The organism is Arachnia propionica (genome assembly GCF_037055325.1).
In the GTDB taxonomy this organism is placed as follows: domain Bacteria; phylum Actinomycetota; class Actinomycetes; order Propionibacteriales; family Propionibacteriaceae; genus Arachnia.
Window position 1 is genome coordinate 1,837,409 of the sequence record NZ_CP146373.1, and the last position, 17,935, is coordinate 1,855,343.

At 63.2% G+C, this 17,935-nt stretch carries 21 protein-coding genes; 6 read left to right on the plus strand and 15 right to left on the minus strand.

The window, feature by feature from the left end:
- Nucleotides 1–18 precede the first annotated feature (18 nt).
- Nucleotides 19–570 (minus strand): helix-turn-helix transcriptional regulator, encoded by a 552-nt coding sequence (locus V7R84_RS08465; protein WP_338567958.1) that lies wholly within the window; start codon nucleotides 568–570, stop codon nucleotides 19–21.
- 15 nt (nucleotides 571–585) lie between these two features.
- Between V7R84_RS08465 and V7R84_RS08470 the strand changes: the two genes are divergently transcribed.
- The gene (locus V7R84_RS08470) at nucleotides 586–1,299 is read left to right on the plus strand and encodes an alpha/beta hydrolase (RefSeq protein WP_338573864.1); all 714 of its coding nucleotides are present in this window, start codon (nucleotides 586–588) and stop codon (nucleotides 1,297–1,299) included.
- A gap of 16 nt (nucleotides 1,300–1,315) precedes the next feature.
- Here the strand turns inward: V7R84_RS08470 and V7R84_RS08475 are convergent, their stop codons facing one another.
- The 14 genes from V7R84_RS08475 to iolC form a co-directional block, all read right to left on the minus strand.
- Nucleotides 1,316–2,110, minus strand: coding sequence for a class I SAM-dependent methyltransferase (locus V7R84_RS08475; protein WP_338567961.1), 795 nt, complete (start codon nucleotides 2,108–2,110; stop codon nucleotides 1,316–1,318).
- A 64-nt stretch (nucleotides 2,111–2,174) separates the two neighbouring features.
- The gene (locus tag V7R84_RS08480; RefSeq protein ID WP_338567963.1) at nucleotides 2,175–2,534 is read right to left on the minus strand and encodes a hypothetical protein; all 360 of its coding nucleotides are present in this window, start codon (nucleotides 2,532–2,534) and stop codon (nucleotides 2,175–2,177) included.
- Between the two features lie 435 nt (nucleotides 2,535–2,969).
- Nucleotides 2,970–4,130: a DUF6620 family protein gene (locus V7R84_RS08485; RefSeq protein WP_338567965.1), complete on the minus strand. Its 1,161-nt coding sequence runs from the start codon at nucleotides 4,128–4,130 to the stop codon at nucleotides 2,970–2,972.
- Between the two features lie 31 nt (nucleotides 4,131–4,161).
- Nucleotides 4,162–4,770, minus strand: a complete 609-nt coding sequence (locus tag V7R84_RS08490; protein WP_338567967.1) for a hypothetical protein — start codon at nucleotides 4,768–4,770, stop codon at nucleotides 4,162–4,164.
- Nucleotides 4,767–4,991, minus strand: a complete 225-nt coding sequence (locus V7R84_RS08495) for a hypothetical protein (RefSeq protein ID WP_338567969.1) — start codon at nucleotides 4,989–4,991, stop codon at nucleotides 4,767–4,769. Before V7R84_RS08495 ends, V7R84_RS08490 begins: the two co-directional genes overlap by 4 nt.
- Nucleotides 4,991–6,010: an SPFH domain-containing protein gene (locus V7R84_RS08500; RefSeq protein WP_338567971.1), complete on the minus strand. Its 1,020-nt coding sequence runs from the start codon at nucleotides 6,008–6,010 to the stop codon at nucleotides 4,991–4,993. Before V7R84_RS08500 ends, V7R84_RS08495 begins: the two co-directional genes overlap by 1 nt.
- 223 nt (nucleotides 6,011–6,233) lie before the next feature.
- A complete protein-coding gene (locus V7R84_RS08505; RefSeq protein WP_338567973.1) occupies nucleotides 6,234–6,734 on the minus strand; it encodes a DUF4919 domain-containing protein in 501 nt (166 codons plus the stop codon).
- Between the two features lie 538 nt (nucleotides 6,735–7,272).
- On the minus strand, nucleotides 7,273–8,508 hold the full coding sequence (locus V7R84_RS08510; RefSeq protein ID WP_338567975.1) for a putative T7SS-secreted protein: 1,236 nt from the start codon (nucleotides 8,506–8,508) through the stop codon (nucleotides 7,273–7,275).
- Nucleotides 8,508–8,855 carry a hypothetical protein gene (locus tag V7R84_RS08515; protein ID WP_338567977.1) on the minus strand — a complete coding sequence of 116 codons (348 nt, stop codon included), beginning with the start codon at nucleotides 8,853–8,855 and terminating at the stop codon, nucleotides 8,508–8,510. Before V7R84_RS08515 ends, V7R84_RS08510 begins: the two co-directional genes overlap by 1 nt.
- A 17-nt stretch (nucleotides 8,856–8,872) precedes the next feature.
- On the minus strand, nucleotides 8,873–9,172 hold the full coding sequence (locus tag V7R84_RS08520) for a hypothetical protein (RefSeq protein ID WP_338567979.1): 300 nt from the start codon (nucleotides 9,170–9,172) through the stop codon (nucleotides 8,873–8,875).
- 3 nt (nucleotides 9,173–9,175) lie between these two features.
- The gene (locus V7R84_RS08525; protein WP_338567981.1) at nucleotides 9,176–9,502 is read right to left on the minus strand and encodes a hypothetical protein; all 327 of its coding nucleotides are present in this window, start codon (nucleotides 9,500–9,502) and stop codon (nucleotides 9,176–9,178) included.
- Between the two features lie 171 nt (nucleotides 9,503–9,673).
- The gene (gene iolD, locus V7R84_RS08530) at nucleotides 9,674–11,560 is read right to left on the minus strand and encodes a 3D-(3,5/4)-trihydroxycyclohexane-1,2-dione acylhydrolase (decyclizing) (RefSeq protein WP_338567983.1); all 1,887 of its coding nucleotides are present in this window, start codon (nucleotides 11,558–11,560) and stop codon (nucleotides 9,674–9,676) included.
- Between the two features lie 9 nt (nucleotides 11,561–11,569).
- Nucleotides 11,570–12,442 (minus strand): 5-deoxy-glucuronate isomerase, encoded by an 873-nt coding sequence (iolB, locus tag V7R84_RS08535; RefSeq protein WP_338567985.1) that lies wholly within the window; start codon nucleotides 12,440–12,442, stop codon nucleotides 11,570–11,572.
- A gap of 10 nt (nucleotides 12,443–12,452) precedes the next feature.
- The gene (gene iolC / locus V7R84_RS08540) at nucleotides 12,453–13,433 is read right to left on the minus strand and encodes a 5-dehydro-2-deoxygluconokinase (protein WP_338567987.1); all 981 of its coding nucleotides are present in this window, start codon (nucleotides 13,431–13,433) and stop codon (nucleotides 12,453–12,455) included.
- A gap of 211 nt (nucleotides 13,434–13,644) precedes the next feature.
- Between iolC and V7R84_RS08545 the strand changes: the two genes are divergently transcribed.
- The 5 genes from V7R84_RS08545 to V7R84_RS08565 all read left to right on the plus strand — a co-directional run bounded on the left by V7R84_RS08545 (nucleotide 13,645) and on the right by V7R84_RS08565 (nucleotide 17,703).
- Nucleotides 13,645–14,388 (plus strand): GntR family transcriptional regulator, encoded by a 744-nt coding sequence (locus tag V7R84_RS08545; protein ID WP_338567989.1) that lies wholly within the window; start codon nucleotides 13,645–13,647, stop codon nucleotides 14,386–14,388.
- Between the two features lie 483 nt (nucleotides 14,389–14,871).
- On the plus strand, nucleotides 14,872–15,027 hold the full coding sequence (locus V7R84_RS08550; protein WP_338567991.1) for a type A2 lanthipeptide: 156 nt from the start codon (nucleotides 14,872–14,874) through the stop codon (nucleotides 15,025–15,027).
- A gap of 224 nt (nucleotides 15,028–15,251) precedes the next feature.
- Nucleotides 15,252–16,142, plus strand: coding sequence for an ABC transporter ATP-binding protein (locus V7R84_RS08555; RefSeq protein ID WP_338567993.1), 891 nt, complete (start codon nucleotides 15,252–15,254; stop codon nucleotides 16,140–16,142).
- The gene (locus V7R84_RS08560; protein ID WP_338567995.1) at nucleotides 16,139–16,912 is read left to right on the plus strand and encodes a hypothetical protein; all 774 of its coding nucleotides are present in this window, start codon (nucleotides 16,139–16,141) and stop codon (nucleotides 16,910–16,912) included. Before V7R84_RS08555 ends, V7R84_RS08560 begins: the two co-directional genes overlap by 4 nt.
- A complete protein-coding gene (locus tag V7R84_RS08565) occupies nucleotides 16,909–17,703 on the plus strand; it encodes a hypothetical protein (RefSeq protein WP_338567997.1) in 795 nt (264 codons plus the stop codon). Before V7R84_RS08560 ends, V7R84_RS08565 begins: the two co-directional genes overlap by 4 nt.
- Nucleotides 17,704–17,935 lie beyond the last annotated feature (232 nt).

A 17,935-nucleotide genomic window follows, 5' to 3' on the forward strand; every position in this document is an offset into this window, starting at 1 on the left:
GGGACGTTGTTCAGGTGGTCAGCCGCGGTTGATTCTCACGCTCGTAGCAGTGGGTGGGGGTGTACCGCTCTCAGCTACGGTGTGACCCGTGCACGGTTCGCGGGTGACGCTTGCCCGTCGGATCCTGCTGACCAAGAACCAGCGCACGGCATCGCGCAGGCGGCACCATCCAATGAGGTACCAGGTGCCGTTGGTGTTGGCGAACAGGATCGGTTCGACATCGCGCCGGGTGGCAGCGCCATCGGCGGCGACGTAGTCGATGCGCAGTACACGCTGCTCAGTCATGGCCTGCTCACAGGCAGAACGAATGACTCTCGAGACGGTGGCTGCTGGGTTCACCCACACGCGTGAAGCGAGCTGATCGACCCGCGCTCGTGTGTTTGGGTCGAGGACATCCATGATCTTGCGAACCGCGGCAGCGGCAAGATCGGAGTAGGGCGCATCCGGAGCTGCCGCGACGGCGGCGAGAAGCGACAGGGCCTGAGCATCAGTGAGCGTCACCGGCGGTAGTGCTCCGCCGCTGAGTAGCCCGTAACCGCCGCCGGGGCCAGGCCGCGACCAGAGCGGCAACCGCACATCGTCCTTATCCCCGGGTATTGGCTTGGCGCCTGGGCCTGGGACGAGGTGATCGAGAAGTTGACCTCCGCAGGTGCCCTGGCCACGGCCCTGACCTTGCCTGGTCTCGACCCGCGGGACCCCCAGCGCGCGGCGCGGACACTCGATGACCAGGCCGAGGCCATTGCCGGCGTGCTGGGTCAGCTGGGTGGCGATGTCGTTTTGGTGGGACACAGCGGCGCCAATGGTCCCGTGAGCGTTGTCCTGGACAGGCACCCGGAGCTGATCCGCCGCGTGATCTGGGTCGACTCCGGCCCGATGGCCAACGACGGCGCGTTCGCACCCGACCTGCCGGCAGCGGTCCTCGAGCTGCCGCTACCTGACTTCGACACGCTGAGCCAGCAAGCGAGCCTTGAAGGTCTCAACGACCAGCACCTCACCCGATTCCGCTCCAAGGCCGTGCCCGAACCCGCCGGAGTCGCTCGCGCGTCCGTCGAGCTGACCAATGCTGCACGCCACGACGTGGCCACTACCCTCATCTGTTGCTCCCTGCCCAGTGCCCAGGTCCTCGAACTGGCCGCGCAAGGACACCCCATGTTCAGCGCCGTAGCCCAGCTCACCCAGCTGGACGTGGTCGACCTGCCGACCGGCCACTGGCCCATGTGGAGTCGCCCGCAAGAGCTTGCCAACGCCATTCACACCGCAGCCAGCCTGATCGATTCCAGGTCTCCTGGCCTATCGTGAAGCGCTGGGCTGAACGCTACCGGGCCGTTAAGACGAGGATCTTCTCCTCGATCATCCGGAACAACGGGAACCAGGTGATCAGCCAGCTCCGAGGCTGGATCCGTCGCATCCCCTCGGACAACCTGACGTCGCGTTCAGCCCGGAAACCGGGCGCCACGGTGCGGCAGAATTCCTTGCCGCTGCGACATCCGTAGGTGAACTTCGCCCCGGACTTGACGACGGACTTCTCTCGCCCGAAGCGCTGGAACAGCGGCGCCATGACTTCCACCAGGGCCGTCACACCAGGGAAGGAGTCGTGAATGATCCCCATCAGGATGCGCATGTCGTCGGAGCTCAGGTACATGGTCAGGCCCTCGACGACAACCAGCACCTCGCCTGTCGCATCCACGTCCTCGGGCCATCGCGGATCCAATGCCGAGGCGGCGATCGTCCGGACCCGTTCCACTGGGGCGATGAGTCGCTGGCGGACGTCGATCACCTGCGGTAGATCGAGGTCGTACCAGCGCATCTTCCCGTCGTCGACGCGATGGAAACGGGTGTCTAGTCCGCACGCAATGTTGACGACGGTGCACCCTGGATGCCGGGCGATGAAGTCGCGGACAAGGTCGTCGAACAGCAGGGTGCGGGCCGCAGTCCCGAAGGACATGAACCGATCGGATTGAGCAGCCGTAAAATCGTAGTCGATGCGGGAGACCAGCTCGACCGCTTGCGGGTCGGACAGCAGCTGCGGGTGGGACAGCGTGTACTGGGCCCTGGCGTGAAGGGTCTGCAACATGGTTTCCGGGACCCCGGTGAGTTCGACTTTCTCCATGCCCTCCAGTCTTCCCCCACGTGCCGTATCCCCGGGAGGGTCTCACGACACGACGGGTCCGTTCTCACCACACGTCGATGGACCACGAGTAGACCGGGATTCCCTCCTCGGTCGCCATGCCGTCCAGCCGGAATGGTACGACGCTTTCGTCTCGGTATTCGGGAGTGCAGGAGTAGCCGTCCGCCTTGTGGTCCTTGACGAGACCCTCGATCGTCTCGTCGTAATGCTCCTTGCGGTTAACGACGGATACCGGGACGAAGACCCGGTTCATGGGCATGTCCTGCCCGCCGAAACGCAGCGGAACAAGGTGCAACGGTGCCAATTTCCCCTCGGCGGCCAGGGCTTCGGCCTTCAGAACAGAATCGACCTTCGTGAAATCAAGCTTCTTGGCCCACTTCCTGCCCAGCCAGTCGAGAAATCCCATCGTCACCTCCATCTGCAGGCGCGCCCCGTGTTCCCCGTCCGCGCGTCATGGGCCAGTTCCCCTGCGACCACAGTAACTAGCCGATGGGTGCAGAACCCTGGAACGTGCCCCGGGTCGTCCGAAAGACCGACAGGAAACGGCTCGCGAGCCTCACTCCTGCGCTCGTGGCTCCCCACCGGCCTCACCCCCACGGGATCCGGCGCTGCGAGACGTGGCCAGCTGTTTCTTCCTCGTCTCCCATGTCCCTGGGGCCGCGTCACCACACCACCCCGAAACATCGTTGCGCAGGCGCCGAGGACGTTTCCGCTCTCGTGCCGGCAGGCGTGTTGTGATTCATCGTAGGGCGACGGAGACGGTCAGCGGCAGGAATACACCACAAATCGATGCGGTCCGCGGGCGCGACACCCGCGGCCCACATCAATCGGTCCGGTGTTCTCAGAACTGGATGTCGTCGGCGATCCCGGGACCGGTCTGGGACGCGATCCGGGCGGCGATCTCCCGCTGCTTGGCCTGCTGCAAGGTGATGAGGGAATCGGCGTTGCGCAGGTCCATCATCCAGTTCACCCCGGCACTGCCGACCTGGGCAACGGTGACCCCGTAGTTGGACTCGAGATAGCCGCCCGCGTCGAGACCTGCCTCGGTGGCGGCAGCCGCGGCGGCTGCGCACTCGATGTAGAAGTCACGGTCGGTGGACAGCCGGGCCGCGTTCGACGGCACCCCACCGGCGGAGCCTGCCGCGTCGAACTTCGGGTGGGGACGGGACATGAGGTTCGCGTACTCCATCCCGACCGTCATCGGGAGCATCTGGACGCGCTGGGTCCATTCCGCCGATGCCTGATCCCATTGGGGACGTTCGACGCCGAGGATACGCGCGATCTCGTCGCCCGGGACCCCGGCGTGCATCTTCGCCGACGCTGCGACCCAGTCGTGGAGGGAGACCCCGAGCACCGGCTGGAGTTCGGGGGCAGCCGGGTTGACCTGTCGCATCGCCTCGATGGGCGCGAAGGCGGCGTTCTCGGCGGCACGGGCAGCGGCGCCGGAGGGGTCGTGGTAGAACCCGAGCAGCGCATTGTTCATCGAGGTGTGGATCGACACCACCCGGGTGATCGCCTCGGTGGCGTGTTCCATGGGGTCCTGACCGGAGATGCGCAGCCCGATGTACTCGCGCACCTCCTCGACCATGGCTTCCAGCGTGGTGTGGATGTCCGAGTTGGCCAGCACCAGATGGCGGTTGCCCCGGAAATCAACGAGCCGGGCCTGCTCCACGTCGGCCTGCGCCAGCTGCGCCTCCCACTGGGCCAGCGCCTGCTGTGCCCCCGCGACGTCACCGGCCTCGACGGCCTGCACCGGCGCGACGTGCCCGTCGCGCACCCGCGCCCAGATCCCGTACCAGGCGTCGGCGTACTGAACGGCGGCCGGGTCGAGGCCCGCCGGGGGACGGGGACGCGAGAGGTCGCGGGCCTCGTCGACGTCCATCAGCATCTCGAGGCTGTACGGGAAGGCATGGGTGATCCAGTCGACGTGCTCCACGCCGCGCACGGCGTCGCTGATCCCGGAGACGGTCTCCTTGGCCTTCTTGAAGAATTTTCCCAGCATGTTTCCTGCTCTCTTGAGTTCGTGGAACCGATCAGTTTCCGATATGGGCGGGACCGGCCACCCACGGGTTATCAGGGCGTCTCCTGGCGGTGACGCGTGTCGCCGCGACCATGGTCGAGGACGGCGTGAAGGTGGCGCGGGAACCGCATCCCTGGCACGCCAGGTAGACCGCGACGGGGTACAGGTACGGAACCGGCACGGGCGCCCCGCACTGGGAGCATGTGAGCCGGATCGCGCGCCACTCGGCGACGGCCTGCTCCCAGATGGCCTGGTCGTGGTCGGTCTCGGGGGCGGCGAAGGCCTCCTCGGCAATGGCTTCGAGGCTGTCTTCCCACGCCTCGAACCGCTCCTCGAGGCGTTCGTAGGCGGCCTCGGTCGCGGGGTCGTCGATCGTCTCGAACACTTTGAACTGTTGCTCGAAGACCTCGCGACCCTTGTTCGCCAGTCCTGTGATCTGGGAGGTCACCCCGGCCTGGAGGGTGTGGGCCGTGACGCGGGTGTCCTTGTCTCCGGAGGCCTGCATCTCCGCGAAGGCGGCAGCAGCCTCGGCGGCCACCTCGCGGGCCCGGGCCGTCAGTTTGCCCAGGAACGTCTCGAGGCGCGGGATGAGGGCGTTGAGCTGGTCGCTGGAGTGACTCACGGGCACTCCTGCGGGTCTCGGGCGTATTCGGTGGCAAGGGCGGCAACGAAGACGTGTCCGCAGTAGCTGCACTCCCCAACCCCGTCGGCCTCGGACCGCGGCGCACCGCAGTCGGGGCAGGTGCGGGTCTCGGCGCGTGTCTTCTCTTCCTCGAATTGGATCGATGACCTGGGCGCGGAAACGGCCTGGCGGCGCATCCTCTCGACGAACGACTCGGCCATCACAGGGCCTCGATGATCTGCGATTTCTTGGCGTTGAACTCGTCGGCGGTGATGAGCCCGGCCTCGAACATCTTCTTCAGTTTCGCGAGTCGCTCGACGGGATCATCCATCCCCGCGGACGGCGCGGACGGCGCGGGCGCTGCCGGTTGCGCGGGCTGCATCGGCTGGGCGGGGAAACCCTGCTGGGCCGGGGTACCGAGCTGCTGCTGCACCTGCCCCATCGCGATGCCCATGGCCATCCCTCCTTGGACGCCCTGCCCGGCTGCGGTGTTGGGGTTGGCGGTCGCGATGGCGGTGTTGAAGGCCTGGAACCGCGACATGTCACCGATCATGTTCATGCTGGTGACTTTGTCGTAGTACTCGTTGACCTCGTCGGGCAGCGTCACCGAGGTCACGGTGAACTGGGTGAGCGTCACCCCCAGGTCCAGGAAATAGGGAGCGATGGCGGGCAGCAGGCGCGCGTTGACCGCCGACAGGTTCGCGGCGACGTCGAGGACGGAGATCTGCTGGGTGGCCAGCACCTCACCGAACTTCGCGGCGATGTAGTCGCGAAGCTGAACCTCGAGGTCGCGGATCGTCAGCACCGGATAGGCCCCGGCGTATTCCCGGAAGAACCGGGGAATGTCGGTGATGCGCGCGGAGTAGGACCCGAACGCACGCACCCGGACCTGCCCGAACTTCTCGTCGGCCATCATCACCGGCGCCGGGGTTCCCCACTTGAGATCGACGAACTGGCGGGTCGCGATGTAGAAGATGTCGTAGATGTGCGGCGACGCGAACCCGTACTTCCACCCCGCGAGGTTGGACAGGATCGGGATGTTACCGGTCGGGAGGCTGTAGGTGCCGGGCAGGTAGACGCCGGCTGCCTGTCCCTTCGCCAGCAGCAGGGCGTTCTGGTTCTCTCGGACGATCAATTTCGCCCCGGACTTGATCCGCCCGTCGGGATCCGGGTAGCGCCACAGCACGAGCTGCGGGTCCGGGTCGAGACATTCAACAATTTCGATCCAGGGCAGTGCCACGTTCAAACTCCTTGTGACCAAGCTGATCGTCAGCGGTGATCAGCGGGAGGAGTCTAGCAAGCAACACACGACACGGTTCAAGCCCCCCGGACACCAGCCGTCACGGCTCTGACAAGGGGTGATATGTCTCCCAGGGGCCGGGGTCCTCCGTCAGGACGGCCCACGAGATCCGCGCCCGGCATCCACGCCCACATCGCGGGAAGTGACGCTGCGGTCCCTTCGCTCAGCTGGTCTGCCACAACAGCTTGAACCACACCTCACTGCCGTCGGCACACTGGTGCACGTCATACCCCTGCCCATCAACGACAACCACACGCTGCGCAACGGAGGTGCGTTGCGCGTAACGCAACACGTCGTACTCGTCGCTCACCCGCAGCACCTGGTACGGGGCATCCTGGGTTCCATCGCCACTACTCATCAGGGTGTCCAGGGACAGCCGGGCAAATTTCGTCTCGCGCTGCGCCGCCTTCTCGTCACCCAGCTGGTCGTAGCTGTGGGCAAGCATCGCATGTGCCGTGGGACTCAGAAACGCCCCCGGAAGCATGCGCCACACCGCATCAACAGCCCCTTGATGGTTGCCACTGTCCACCAGCGGGGAGACCACGGATTCGAAAAGCACGAGGGGGTCGTAGTTGGCGGCGGCCATGATCTCGGCCTGCAGCGGAGCCAACGTCTCCTCGCTGGGGTTCAGGACAAAACTTTTCATCACTTCTACGAAATCCATTGCTTCTCCTTGGTTCCGGGTCGCCCTCGTCGTCTACACATGTCATCGTCGTGAGAATCAGGTCTGTTGTTGACCTCGGAGCATGCCGCGCATCCGAGGAGCCCTGAATCGTCGGCATCGCGCATTCATGGGAGATCGAAGTGACGCAGGCCATCCGCCGACCAGCACAGCACACCATGTTCTCCCGATGCCGCGTACAGGTTCTGTCCGTCCGGCGACCACTCCATGCGCCCCACCCTTCCCGGCGGATCCGGGGCGCACGATTGAACTGGCCGCCACCCGTGCGCCGTCCGGGGAGACTGCCAACCCCTCAGCTGCAATGTAGTCCTCGGGAGAGTACACAATGCCCACCGTGGTGCCGCTCTTCCGGGAGGGGCTCACGCTCGGGCTCGACATCGCCTCGCTCGCTGGGAAGCACTCACCACTCACCGCCTCCTCGCCACTCGTCCGACCCGAACCACACCCGGCCAGCAACGCGCAGAAGCTCACACCAAGCACGCTACGTCGACGCACGTCGCTCTCTTCTCTGAGCTCTTGCTCATCCGACACCGGCCTTGCGTTTATACTTCCCAAACTCCTCCGGGGTCAATGAATTGACGAAGTCACGTCCAGCTTTGCGCGCATCCTTCTCTATGGACCGATTGTAATAGTCGTCGAATTTTTCCTCCTTAGTTTTGCCCCAGTCACTCCAGACAGGACGATTAAAATCATCGTGCCACGCTTCCACTTCTTCGCGAGTGACATCATGCTGTTTCAGCAGGTTTTCTCGATACTTCCTTTTTGCTTCTCGCTCACGATCTCCCGCAAGGTATTCCCCGGCTCTGGGAGTAACTTCTTCGTCAAGTTGATGCTGTTCGGCATGTCTGGATTCATGGGCGGCAGTATGCAAGATCTGCGGATCATCAAGAAGATCTTCGTTGATCATCAACTCGTTACCAAAAACTTCACTTTCAGTCCACGAGCCGTAACTCCTTTTTTTACCCTCATGTTTGAAGGATATTTTTGGCGCTTTCATGCCATCCTTGGCGAACTCCTCATCGACGATCGCCTGCAGTATTTTCTTCCGTTCCTCGTTGCTCAGCTTGCTCCATTCCTCCTTGACAGCAGGATCCAGTTTGCCGCGCTCCTTGTCCTCCGCCGCGTCTTGAGACGTTAGATCTGCGGCACTAGAACTGGCTTCGGTCCCCTTGTTGGGCCATTGGCGGGTTGGGTCAGCATCAGCGTGGGCCTGCGCGACCGCCTGCTCGGTATCACCCCCGGTTTTCTCCAACTCCTCAATCACAGCCTGGAAATCAGCAATCGCACGATCACGCAACGCCTGCCCTGGATCCGTGAACGGCGTAATAGTAAGCGTGTAAGTGCCCGAACCGTTCTGCGCCTCCCACGCCGCCTTCTTCTGAAACCCCTCAGAAACATCACGATCGTAGTCCGCCTTCGCGGTTGCGCTGACCCGCTTACCCTCCTCATAGTTTTCCTTACACACCTGCGCCGCCTGCTGCGCGGCCTCCAAAGCAGCCGCGTATCCCTCCAGGGCAGCAGCGGCGCTGCGGAACCCATCCGCAACACCAGCCCAACGCCGCGGCTCTTCCTCGAGACGAGAACGGAAACGATCCGCAGCCTTACCCACCCAATGCTCGGTCTCAACCCCACCCAGCGACTCACCCACCTGGTCGAAACTCTCGGAGCACGTTTTCATGGTTGCGACGCGTCCGCGGATTCCCGACGGATTCCCCTCGATCACGAACTCCGGCTCTCCCCGGTACTGCGCTCCCATCACAACCCTCCCTTCAACGGCGCACCAGACCCAGACAACGAATCCATCGCTCCCTTGAGAGCATTCACCTTTTTCTCCACCACGGACTCGTATGTGGCGTACTTGGCTGCGATCCCCTCAACACGCTTCGCCATCTCGTCCACATCCTCGATCATTGACGTGGTGGCACGTTCCCACCGATCCCGAAACTCATCGACCACCTTGGCCAGGCCATCATTAGCCAAATCCTGAACCCCAGGAACACAACTACTCATGCTGGTTCCCTTCGCAGCCTGGGTTGTTTCTCCAATCCGCTGCGCAGTGGCCTTCAACGCCCCGTGATCAACCTCAAAATCCTGACCAGCCATACCGGTAATCCCCTGACTCAATCTAAAATGGCAGCGTTTTCTGTTTCCACCCGAGAAGCCAACGAATGAATCTCCTTCATCACCGCCGCAGCCCGCTCCATCGCCTGCACCAACGATTCGGCGCGTTTCTCCACCTGTGCGGCCTTCTGCTCCTGCGCCTGACGTGACTCCGTACCAGAATCCCACGCAGCAACCTCAGAGCGAACCTCTGCGCCCATGCCACTGATTCCCTCACGCAAACCAGCCGCACGCTTGGCGAAAGCATCCTCCAACGCCTGGACGCTGGCTTCCCTGAAGATCAATTTGCCCTCCGCCACGCCTCAGCCTCCCATCCGGCCAGCAATCCGAGAACTGGACGCCACGAAACTCTCCCGCTGCTCCCCTTCGACCTGCGCCACATCACGATCAACGGCCACCAACGCATCCGCATATCCCTGAAGATCAGCTGTAAACGCCCTCAACGAATCCGTCCACCCGGACATCACATCACCCAAAGCCTCGGCTGCGGGACCAGCTATGAAAGACGCATGCTCCGACACAGCATCCGTCAGCGACGACAAGCCATCCTCGGCCTCATCACCAGCCCGCACAACAACAGCAGCCGCACGCTGCTGAGCCCCAAGCTCCAACTGCATATGGGTGCCCATGTGGTGCCCCTCTCACACGCAAGCGACCCCCAAAACCATAAGCTTTGCAATCACTTTAGCCGCCGAAGGGGTCACACCCGCCCCCGACCACAACCGCTCCCCCGAAACCGGTTGGTCCTTTCCACACAGCACCGGGGCCGCCCTTCCTTCAGGGCGGCCCCGGTGAGAGATTCAGCGCAGGTAATGACGCTGGTCGGTCTTCTTGCCCTCGTACCAGGTGCGAGCCTGCTGCGTCGACTCAAGGCGCGAGACCTCCGAAATCGGCACATCCCACCAGCTGGAGCCGGGCGGGTTGGGACCGTACAGATCGGTTTCGATGTGGATCATCACCGGGCCCTCGCAGGCCACCGCCTCGGCGTAGGCCCTGCGGAACTCCTCCATGCCATGGACCCGCAGCACCTTCAGGCCCCACGACTCCGCATTGGCGGCGATGTCGACGGGCAGCAGGTCACCGTCGGCGTTGTGGGGGGTCTCGCCGGTGCGGTAGCGGGTACCGAAACGCTGCGACCCGTGGCTCTCCGACAGCGCCCCGATGGAGGCGAAGCCGTAGTTCTGCAGCAGCACGAAGATAACCTTGACCTTTTCCTGGACGATGGTCGCGAGCTCCATCGGCAGCATCTGGTAGGTGCCGTCGCCGACAATGGAGACCACCTCGGCCTCGGGCCTGGCCAGTTTCACACCCATCGCTGCAGGGATCTCGTAGCCCATGCAGGAGAAGGCGTACTCCACGTGGTACTGCTCCGGGCTGGAGGCTTGCCACAGGCACTGGAGGTCGCCGGGCATCGAACCGGCGGCGTTGATGACCACGTCCCTGTCGCTCATCAGCTCGTTGAGTGCCCCAAACACCTCGGTCTGCGCGGGCAGCGGGGTCTGATCGCGGTGGTAGCACTCATGCGTGGCCTTCGCCCAGTCCGCTTTCAGTTCCGCGATGCGCCTGGTGTAGTCGTCGCCGACCCGGTACCCGTCGAGAGCAGCGGTCAGCGCCTCCAGGGACTCGCGGGCGTCGCCAACCACCATCTCGGCGCTGTGCTTGGCGGCGTCGAAGGCGGCGACGTTGATGTTGACGAACTTCACATCCGGGTTCTTGAACTGGGTGTGGGAGGCGGTGGTGAAGTCCGAGTAGCGCGTCCCGATGCCGATCACGACGTCGGCCTCGTCGGCCAGGGCATTGGCCGAGGCCGCGCCCGTCGACCCGACCCCGCCGACCGCAGCCGGGTGGTCGTGGTTGATCGCGCCCTTGCCGGCCTGGGTGTCGGAAACGGGAATCCCGGTGGCGTCCGCGAAGGCCCGCAGCTGCGTCGACGCCTCCGCGTAGATCACGCCGCCGCCCGCGACGACGAGGGGTTTGCGCGCGTCCCGGATGATCGCGGCGGCCCGTTCGATGGCGGCGGCCTCAGCCGGTGGGCGACGCACGTGCCAGACCCGTCGCGCGAAGAACTCGACGGGGAAGTCGTAGGACTCGGCCTGCACGTCCTGCGGCAGGGCGATGGTCACCGCCCCCGTGTCGACCGGATCGGTCAGCACCCGCAGCCCGGCCAGCAGCGACGGGATGAGCTGCTCGGGCCGTTCGATGCGGTCGAAGAACCGCGAGACCGGACGGAAGCAGTCGGTGGCGGCGGTCATCGGCGAAACCGGGTCCTCGACCTGCTGCAACACCGGATCGGGGAAACGGGTGGCGAACTGGTCGGAGGGGAACAGCAGCACCGGCAGCCGATTCGTCGTGGCCAGGGCCGCACCCGTGACCATGTTCAACGACCCGGGGCCGATCGAGGCGGTGCACATCCAGGTGCTCAACCGATTCGTGGTCTTGGCGTAGGCCGCGGCGGCGTGCACCATGCCCTGCTCGTTGCGGGGCATGACGTAGCGCATCCGCTCGCCCTCGGGGGCTGGATCGAGATCGTTCTGCAGCAGGGCCTGTCCGATCCCGGCGACGTTGCCGTGTCCGAAGATGCCGAAAGCGCCGGCAATGAGACGTCGCTCGATACCGTCGCGTTCGGTGTACTGGTTGACGAGGAAGCGAATGATCGCCTGCCCGACGGTGAGACGCACTGTTGACACTGGGTTTCCTTAGTTGAGAGGGGTCATGGGGAGCCGGGGATCGACGTCCTGGGAGGCCCAGGTGTCGCGGATCCAGGTGTATGCGGGATCGTCGGTCATCAGCCAGGTGGAGTCCTCGGCGGGCCCGGCCATGACGTTGAGGTAGTAAAGGTCGTATCCGGGCGCGGCCACCGACGGGCCGTGGTAGCCGTGCGGCATCGTCACCACGTCGCGGGAGTGCACCTCGGCACAAACGTCAATGTCGTGGCCCGAAGGGTAAATGCGCTGCAACGCCATCCCCAGCGACCCGTTCAGCCCCGGCCGTATCTCGTAGTAGTAGATCTCCTCGAGGATGCGTTCCACCTCGTTGTGTTCGTCGTGCTTGTGAGGCGGGTAGCTGGACCAGTTGCCACCCGGGGTGAGCACCTCGCAGGCCAGCAGGTGGGAGGTTTCGAGGTCGTTGCCGAGCGCGTAGTTGTTGACCTGACGGGAGCACGGACCCGCACCGCGCAGGGTGGTGACCACCTCGGTGACGGGGCAGTACCGCACCGGCAGGTCGCGGGTGGCCTTCGCCGCGGGCAGCGCGAACCGCCCCCCGGATTCGCTGCGGACCGTGAACGTGGTCTCGCGCGGGATGTAGAGGTAGTCGGTGATGGCGCTCCACACCTCCTCGCGACCGTTGAGCACGTGGGTCTCACCGTTCACCTCGACGGCGCAGCCCCCGGACAGCGGCAGCACCAGCAGCTCGGAGACCCCGGAGGTCACCGTCTCCGATCCGCCCGCGGGCAGCGCCAGCACGCGGATGGAACTCCACTCCCAACCGGCGCGCTCAATACTGACGTCGGTCTCGAACTGGCCGTGGGCGGTGCTTCCCGCCTTGATCACGTGGGTTTCGTTGTCCATGTTTTCCTCCTCAGTGCCGGATTCTGCTGACGACCGGGACGACCTGCGGGTTGGCCGCCATCAGGCGCTCCACCTCGTCGATACGCGGCATGGCGGTGGAGCATTCCAGGCGTGACGCGACGATGGCGCCCGCCGCCGACGCGAAGGCGAACGTCCTGGCGAGATCCCATCCCTGCAGCAGGCCGTGGCACACGGCCCCGCCGAAACCGTCGCCCGCGCCGAGCCCGTTGCGGACCTGGACGTTCGTGACGGGCACGTAGACCCGCTCCGTCGCGGTGCGCACCAAGGTGCCCATCGTTCCCTGTTTCACGACGGCGACCTCCACCCCGCGTTCCAGCAGCGCGAGGGCAGCGGCGTCCGGGTCGGTCTCGCCGACCGCGATCCGGCACTCCTCCAGGTTCCCGATCGCCACGTCAACGCGCTCGAGAGCCTGCTGCACCTGCGCGGTCGCCTCCTGTTCGCTGGGCCAGAAACGCGCCCGGTAGTCGAGGTCGAGGACGCTCATGCCGTTGCCGTGGTGGCGTCGCAGCGCCTCGTGGTTGGCCGAGCGCGACGGCTCCACCGACAGGCCACTGACGGTCAGCCACAGGATGCGGGCCGTGGCGACCTCCTCGGGCAGGTCGTCGACGCCGATCTCCAGGTCGGGGGTGGTGGGCTGGCGGTAGAAGAACAACGGAAAGTTGTCGGGCGGGAAAACCTCACAGAAGGTGACGGGGGTGTTGAAGTCCGGGTTCACCACGACGTGCCGGGCATCCACGCCCAGCCGTGTCAGCTCGGAGCGGACGAAACGTCCGAAGGGGTCGTCACCCACCCCGGTCACACAGGCGACGGAATGTCCCATGCGAGCCGCGGCGACGGCCACGTTCGCGGACGAGCCGCCGAGGAACTTGCCGAATCGGGTGACGTCCTCGAGGTGGGTGTTCATCTCCAGCGGGTACAGGTCGACCCCGCACCTGCCGATGGTGCAGACGTCGAGTACCGGCTCATCCACGATGATGACTCCTTGATGTCGGGGATGGCTCCTCACGGTCACCGGGGGATTGCTCCAGTCTGCCCACGAGCAGAAGCCCAGTCAACCTATGTCAGGACATTTCTTCTCGTTCCTTGCCCCGGAGTATGGGCCTGGCTTGTATGATCAATTCAGAACCGTCGCCTACCCGCCATGCCGGGACAAAGCCTGTTCCGGCCCCGAGGACCGCATCATGGAACCGACCTACGAACCGGAAATCACGCTGGACCGCGATTCCCAGGTGCCCCTGTACCAGCAGATCGCGAAGCCGATCGAGACCGCGATCCTGTCCGGGGCACTGCCCGCGGGGGCAATGATCGAGGACGAGGTGTCGATGGCGAGCCGCCTGGACGTGGCCCGCCCCACGGCCCGTCGGGCCTTGCAGGAGCTAGCCTCACGAGGGTTGTTGACGCGCCGCCGGGGAGTAGGAACCCGCGTCACTCCACCCCACGTGCACCGCCCCATGAAGCTGTCCTCTCTGAACGACGACCTCGCCGAGGCCGGATTCACCCCCTCCACGCGGGTGCTTTCCTACGAGGTGCGGGAGGCATCGTCGGAGGAGGCCGAGAAACTCAGCATCCCCCAGGGCGAGGCGCTGCTGTCGGTGCGTCGCCTCCGCTACGCCGACGACCACCCCCTGGCGCTGCTGACGAATCTCATCCCCCACGACATCGCGCCGACCTGGCAGGAACTCGGCGACGTCGGTCTCTACCGCTGCCTGGCGGCACGGGGGGTCGAAGTGACCTCCGCCCGGCAGGTGATCGGCGCTCGCGGGGCGAACGCGAAGGAAGCCGAGGACCTGGGCGAGGAGGAGGGCGCGCCGCTGCTCACGATGGAACGCACCGGCTACGCCGCCGACGGGCGGGTGGTCGAGTTCGGGCAGCACGTCTACCGCCCGAGCCTGTACTCCTTCCACTTCTCGCTGTTCACGTCCTGACACAGCGAGGGTCGTTCTGGGTAGCCGACAGATTACGTCTGGCCGTGTAACGCCCTGAATCAAACGACCGGGCGTCCCCGCCGCTATTACCCGACACCCGACGCAGGCAGCAGACGCTGAGACACTCTTTCGTCCTGCCCGCTGCCGCCGAGAACACCTCTCTACCCAAGACCACTCAAGACCGGGCTTCCCAACATCACACCTTGCCCTGAGCCAAGAGACAGGTCCGCACATCCCAATCTTTCCTTGACTTGGGGCTCATCGGTATGCCACACCAGCGGCAAGTGATGTCATCGACCTCTGTGAGTCACGCTCGACCCAATCGGCGGGAGAAGGAATGCACTTTTGGCCATGAAACCCATCCACTATTCTAGAAAGAATGGTTGAGGTACTTGCACCATAAATTCCGGCCACTTAGCATGGAGACATCTTCAGCGCGCGATGAAGTGCCAAGAAGGCAACCAATTCTCAAAGGAGAAGGAAATGCACAAGAAGTACAACGAAGAGATCATCGACGACCTCGCCGAGATGAGCGACGCCGAGATCGAGGACCTGCTGGGCGCAGGATGTGGAATTGTCTGCACCCTTACCCTCGACTGCAACACGGGCACTCTTGGACGCTGGTGGGGCTGCTGCTAAGTAATGGTCATCCTTGGGGGTTAGGGCCACACTGCGTTCCTAACCCCCAAGGCCTCAATTAAGTCAGACTAGAGCCGGGACCCCACTACACATCAAAGGAGCATTACGTGATGTTCACTCAAATTTCACAAAGCTCAGCGAGTATTGCTTCAGCGGCTTATTCTCAAACACCTCCACTCACTATCGAAACCCAAGGGGTCACCAAAAAGTACGGAAACCAAACTGTGGTCAGCAACCTCAATATCGCTATTCCACAGGGAAGGATCTACGGTTTCCTGGGCCCAAATGGCGCAGGTAAGTCCACCACCATGAAGATGCTCCTGGGACTGACCAAACCAACCAGCGGTGAGATTCGTATCTTCGGTCGCGATCTGCCTTCCAGCAAGGCAGAGATCCTGCCCAGGATCGGCTCCCTCATTGAAGGCCCCGCCTTCTACCCGCATCTCAGCGGGGTTCAGAATCTACGCCTTGTGGCCGACTATTTGTCCTGCCCCAAAGAGTCCGTCGAGGCAGCACTTGACATCGTCGATCTCACCAACAACGCCGAAAAACTAGCCCGCCAGTACTCCTTGGGTATGAAACAACGCCTCGGCATCGCGATGGCACTGATCTCTGATCCCGAGTTGCTGCTGCTGGATGAACCGACCAACGGCCTTGACCCTGCCGGAGTGGCCGAGATACGTTCCCTGATCATCAACCTTGCACGCGAGCGCGGCATCACCGTCATGGTCTCATCCCATCTGCTGTCAGAGATCGAACAGATGGCTGATGTGGTCGGGATCATCCAGGCAGGCCATCTCCGCTACCAAGGCACCTTAGAGAACCTGCGCGACCAAGGGCATCTTGTGCTGAAGACCGCTCCAGTTAACGCCGCCGCCGCTCATCTTAAAGCACTGGGACTGCAGCCACAGATTGCTGGAGACGAGATCAGTCTGCCGCTCCTGAGCGATGACCTGATCGCTGAGGCCGTGAGCCAGCTCGTCACTGCAGGAGTGCGCATCGCCCGAGTCGAACTTCGACGCAAGAGCCTTGAGGAAGCTTTCCTCGAACTGACGGAGACTTCCACTGTCATCGCAAAGCCTCAGCCATCCAGAACCCAGAGGAGCCGAGCATGACCGCCCTCACCCTAGAGATCCGCAAGTACCAGAACAGCCGCCTGTCATATGTGGCCCTAGGTCTGGCCGGCTTCCTATCTCTCTGGCTAGCGACTCTGGTTATCATCGGGGCGGCCCGCGCTGTCCCCGGTCCGCAAACTACACTGACAATGGCCCTATATAATTTTATCGGCCTAACCACGCTACTCATGGGACCAGCCGTCGCGATACTCGCCGGGCGGCTGGCTGGCGTGGATCAAGAGGAACGCATGGGCCAGTTCTATCGGGCACTCGGGCAATCGCCTCTTCAACAGTTCTTGATCAAGCTGACGCTACTGACGATTCTTGCGGGCTTTGTAAACTTCAGCATGCTGCTCGTCGGGATCACCGTGGGGGCGCATGCCGGCCTAGCAGGCGCTCCTTCATACGGCGCGTCCTTTTGGCCTGTTGTCGCCCTGACGCTGGCAGCTACACTCGCGGTCAGTGCAGTCCAGTTGGCTTTGGCTAGTATATTTGATCAACCCTCGGCCGGTGTTGTTGTAGGCATCGCGGGATCGTTGGTGGCCACGTTCACACCCTTTTTGAATATCCCCGCGCTCGCCTGGGCACTACCCTGGGGACTAACCACCGCAGCCACGCCGTACCTGCCAGAAGCACGCCAATTCGAAGGCAATTCTGATTTTCTCTTGGTAAGGAACCCCGGCCTCTTAGCAGGTATCGCGATCATCGTTGCCATCATCTGGACAGTTATCGCAGCTTGGTTCACGGCACACTTGAAGGATAAATCATGACCACTGCCGCTATGAATATAATTCGGCCCCCTGCAAGACACAACCAGATCAACCTCTTGACGGTTTGGCGGAATGAACGACTCAAATTCCGTCGCTTCTGGTTCTTTGTTGGAGCTGTGGGGCTTGGATCTTTCGCCCAGCTCCTTGGCGTGTCAAACTACCAAAATCATCAGGCAACGTTCGTTGAGCAGAACATTACCTGGCTCGCGATCTGGGGAGAGGGCGCTGTCCTCGTCACCAAGATTTTCCTGCCCCTCCTCTACGTCGTGATCATCAGCCAAGCCGCAGGACTTGAGTACCAGACACGAGGCTGGCAACGCCTAGCCTCGCTAAACCGCACTGTGCCAGCTGTGCTCGGCAAGCAAGTAGCGGCTCTCGAAATCGCGGTGCTTGGTCTCGTCATCTACACCATCGCCACCATCGTGAGCGGCCTGGCCCTCGGGTTCGACCCCAGTGAACTACCCCCCTACGCCCTACGTGCTGGTTGTGGGGCACTTGGAGCATGGGCTCTCAGTTCGGTCACCTTGCTAATTGGCACATACTTCCGGTCGTTCGCGGTCATCGCCACCGTTGGCGTCGCGGCCGTGATACTCGGCATGGGAATGTCTGTTCTGTTCCCGGCAATCACCACCGCTTATCCCTATAGCCTCATTGCCCAGGGCTTGGTCGGCCAAGACTTTTCCGATTTAGCCTCGCCTATCGCCATCATCGGCACAGCCGCAGTGTCTCTGGTATGGGTGGCCATCAGCACCGGCCTGATGTGCCTGACGATCAAACATCGAGAATGGTGAAGCCCTTGGCATTATGCAGGTGGCCGCTTACCGTTGAAAACCTACACATAATTATCATCCTGCATGCGGGGCCGCATCGAAGGCCTGGACCAACCTCTACCCGAGACCACAGTATCTTTTTCCCGACTCTTAGATGAAGTCGCATCAAACACACTAGACCTAGTTGATCCTAGCGCAACTCACGGTTTCGAGAGCCCGGAATAAGCCGATTACAACCAAATCACACAACTCT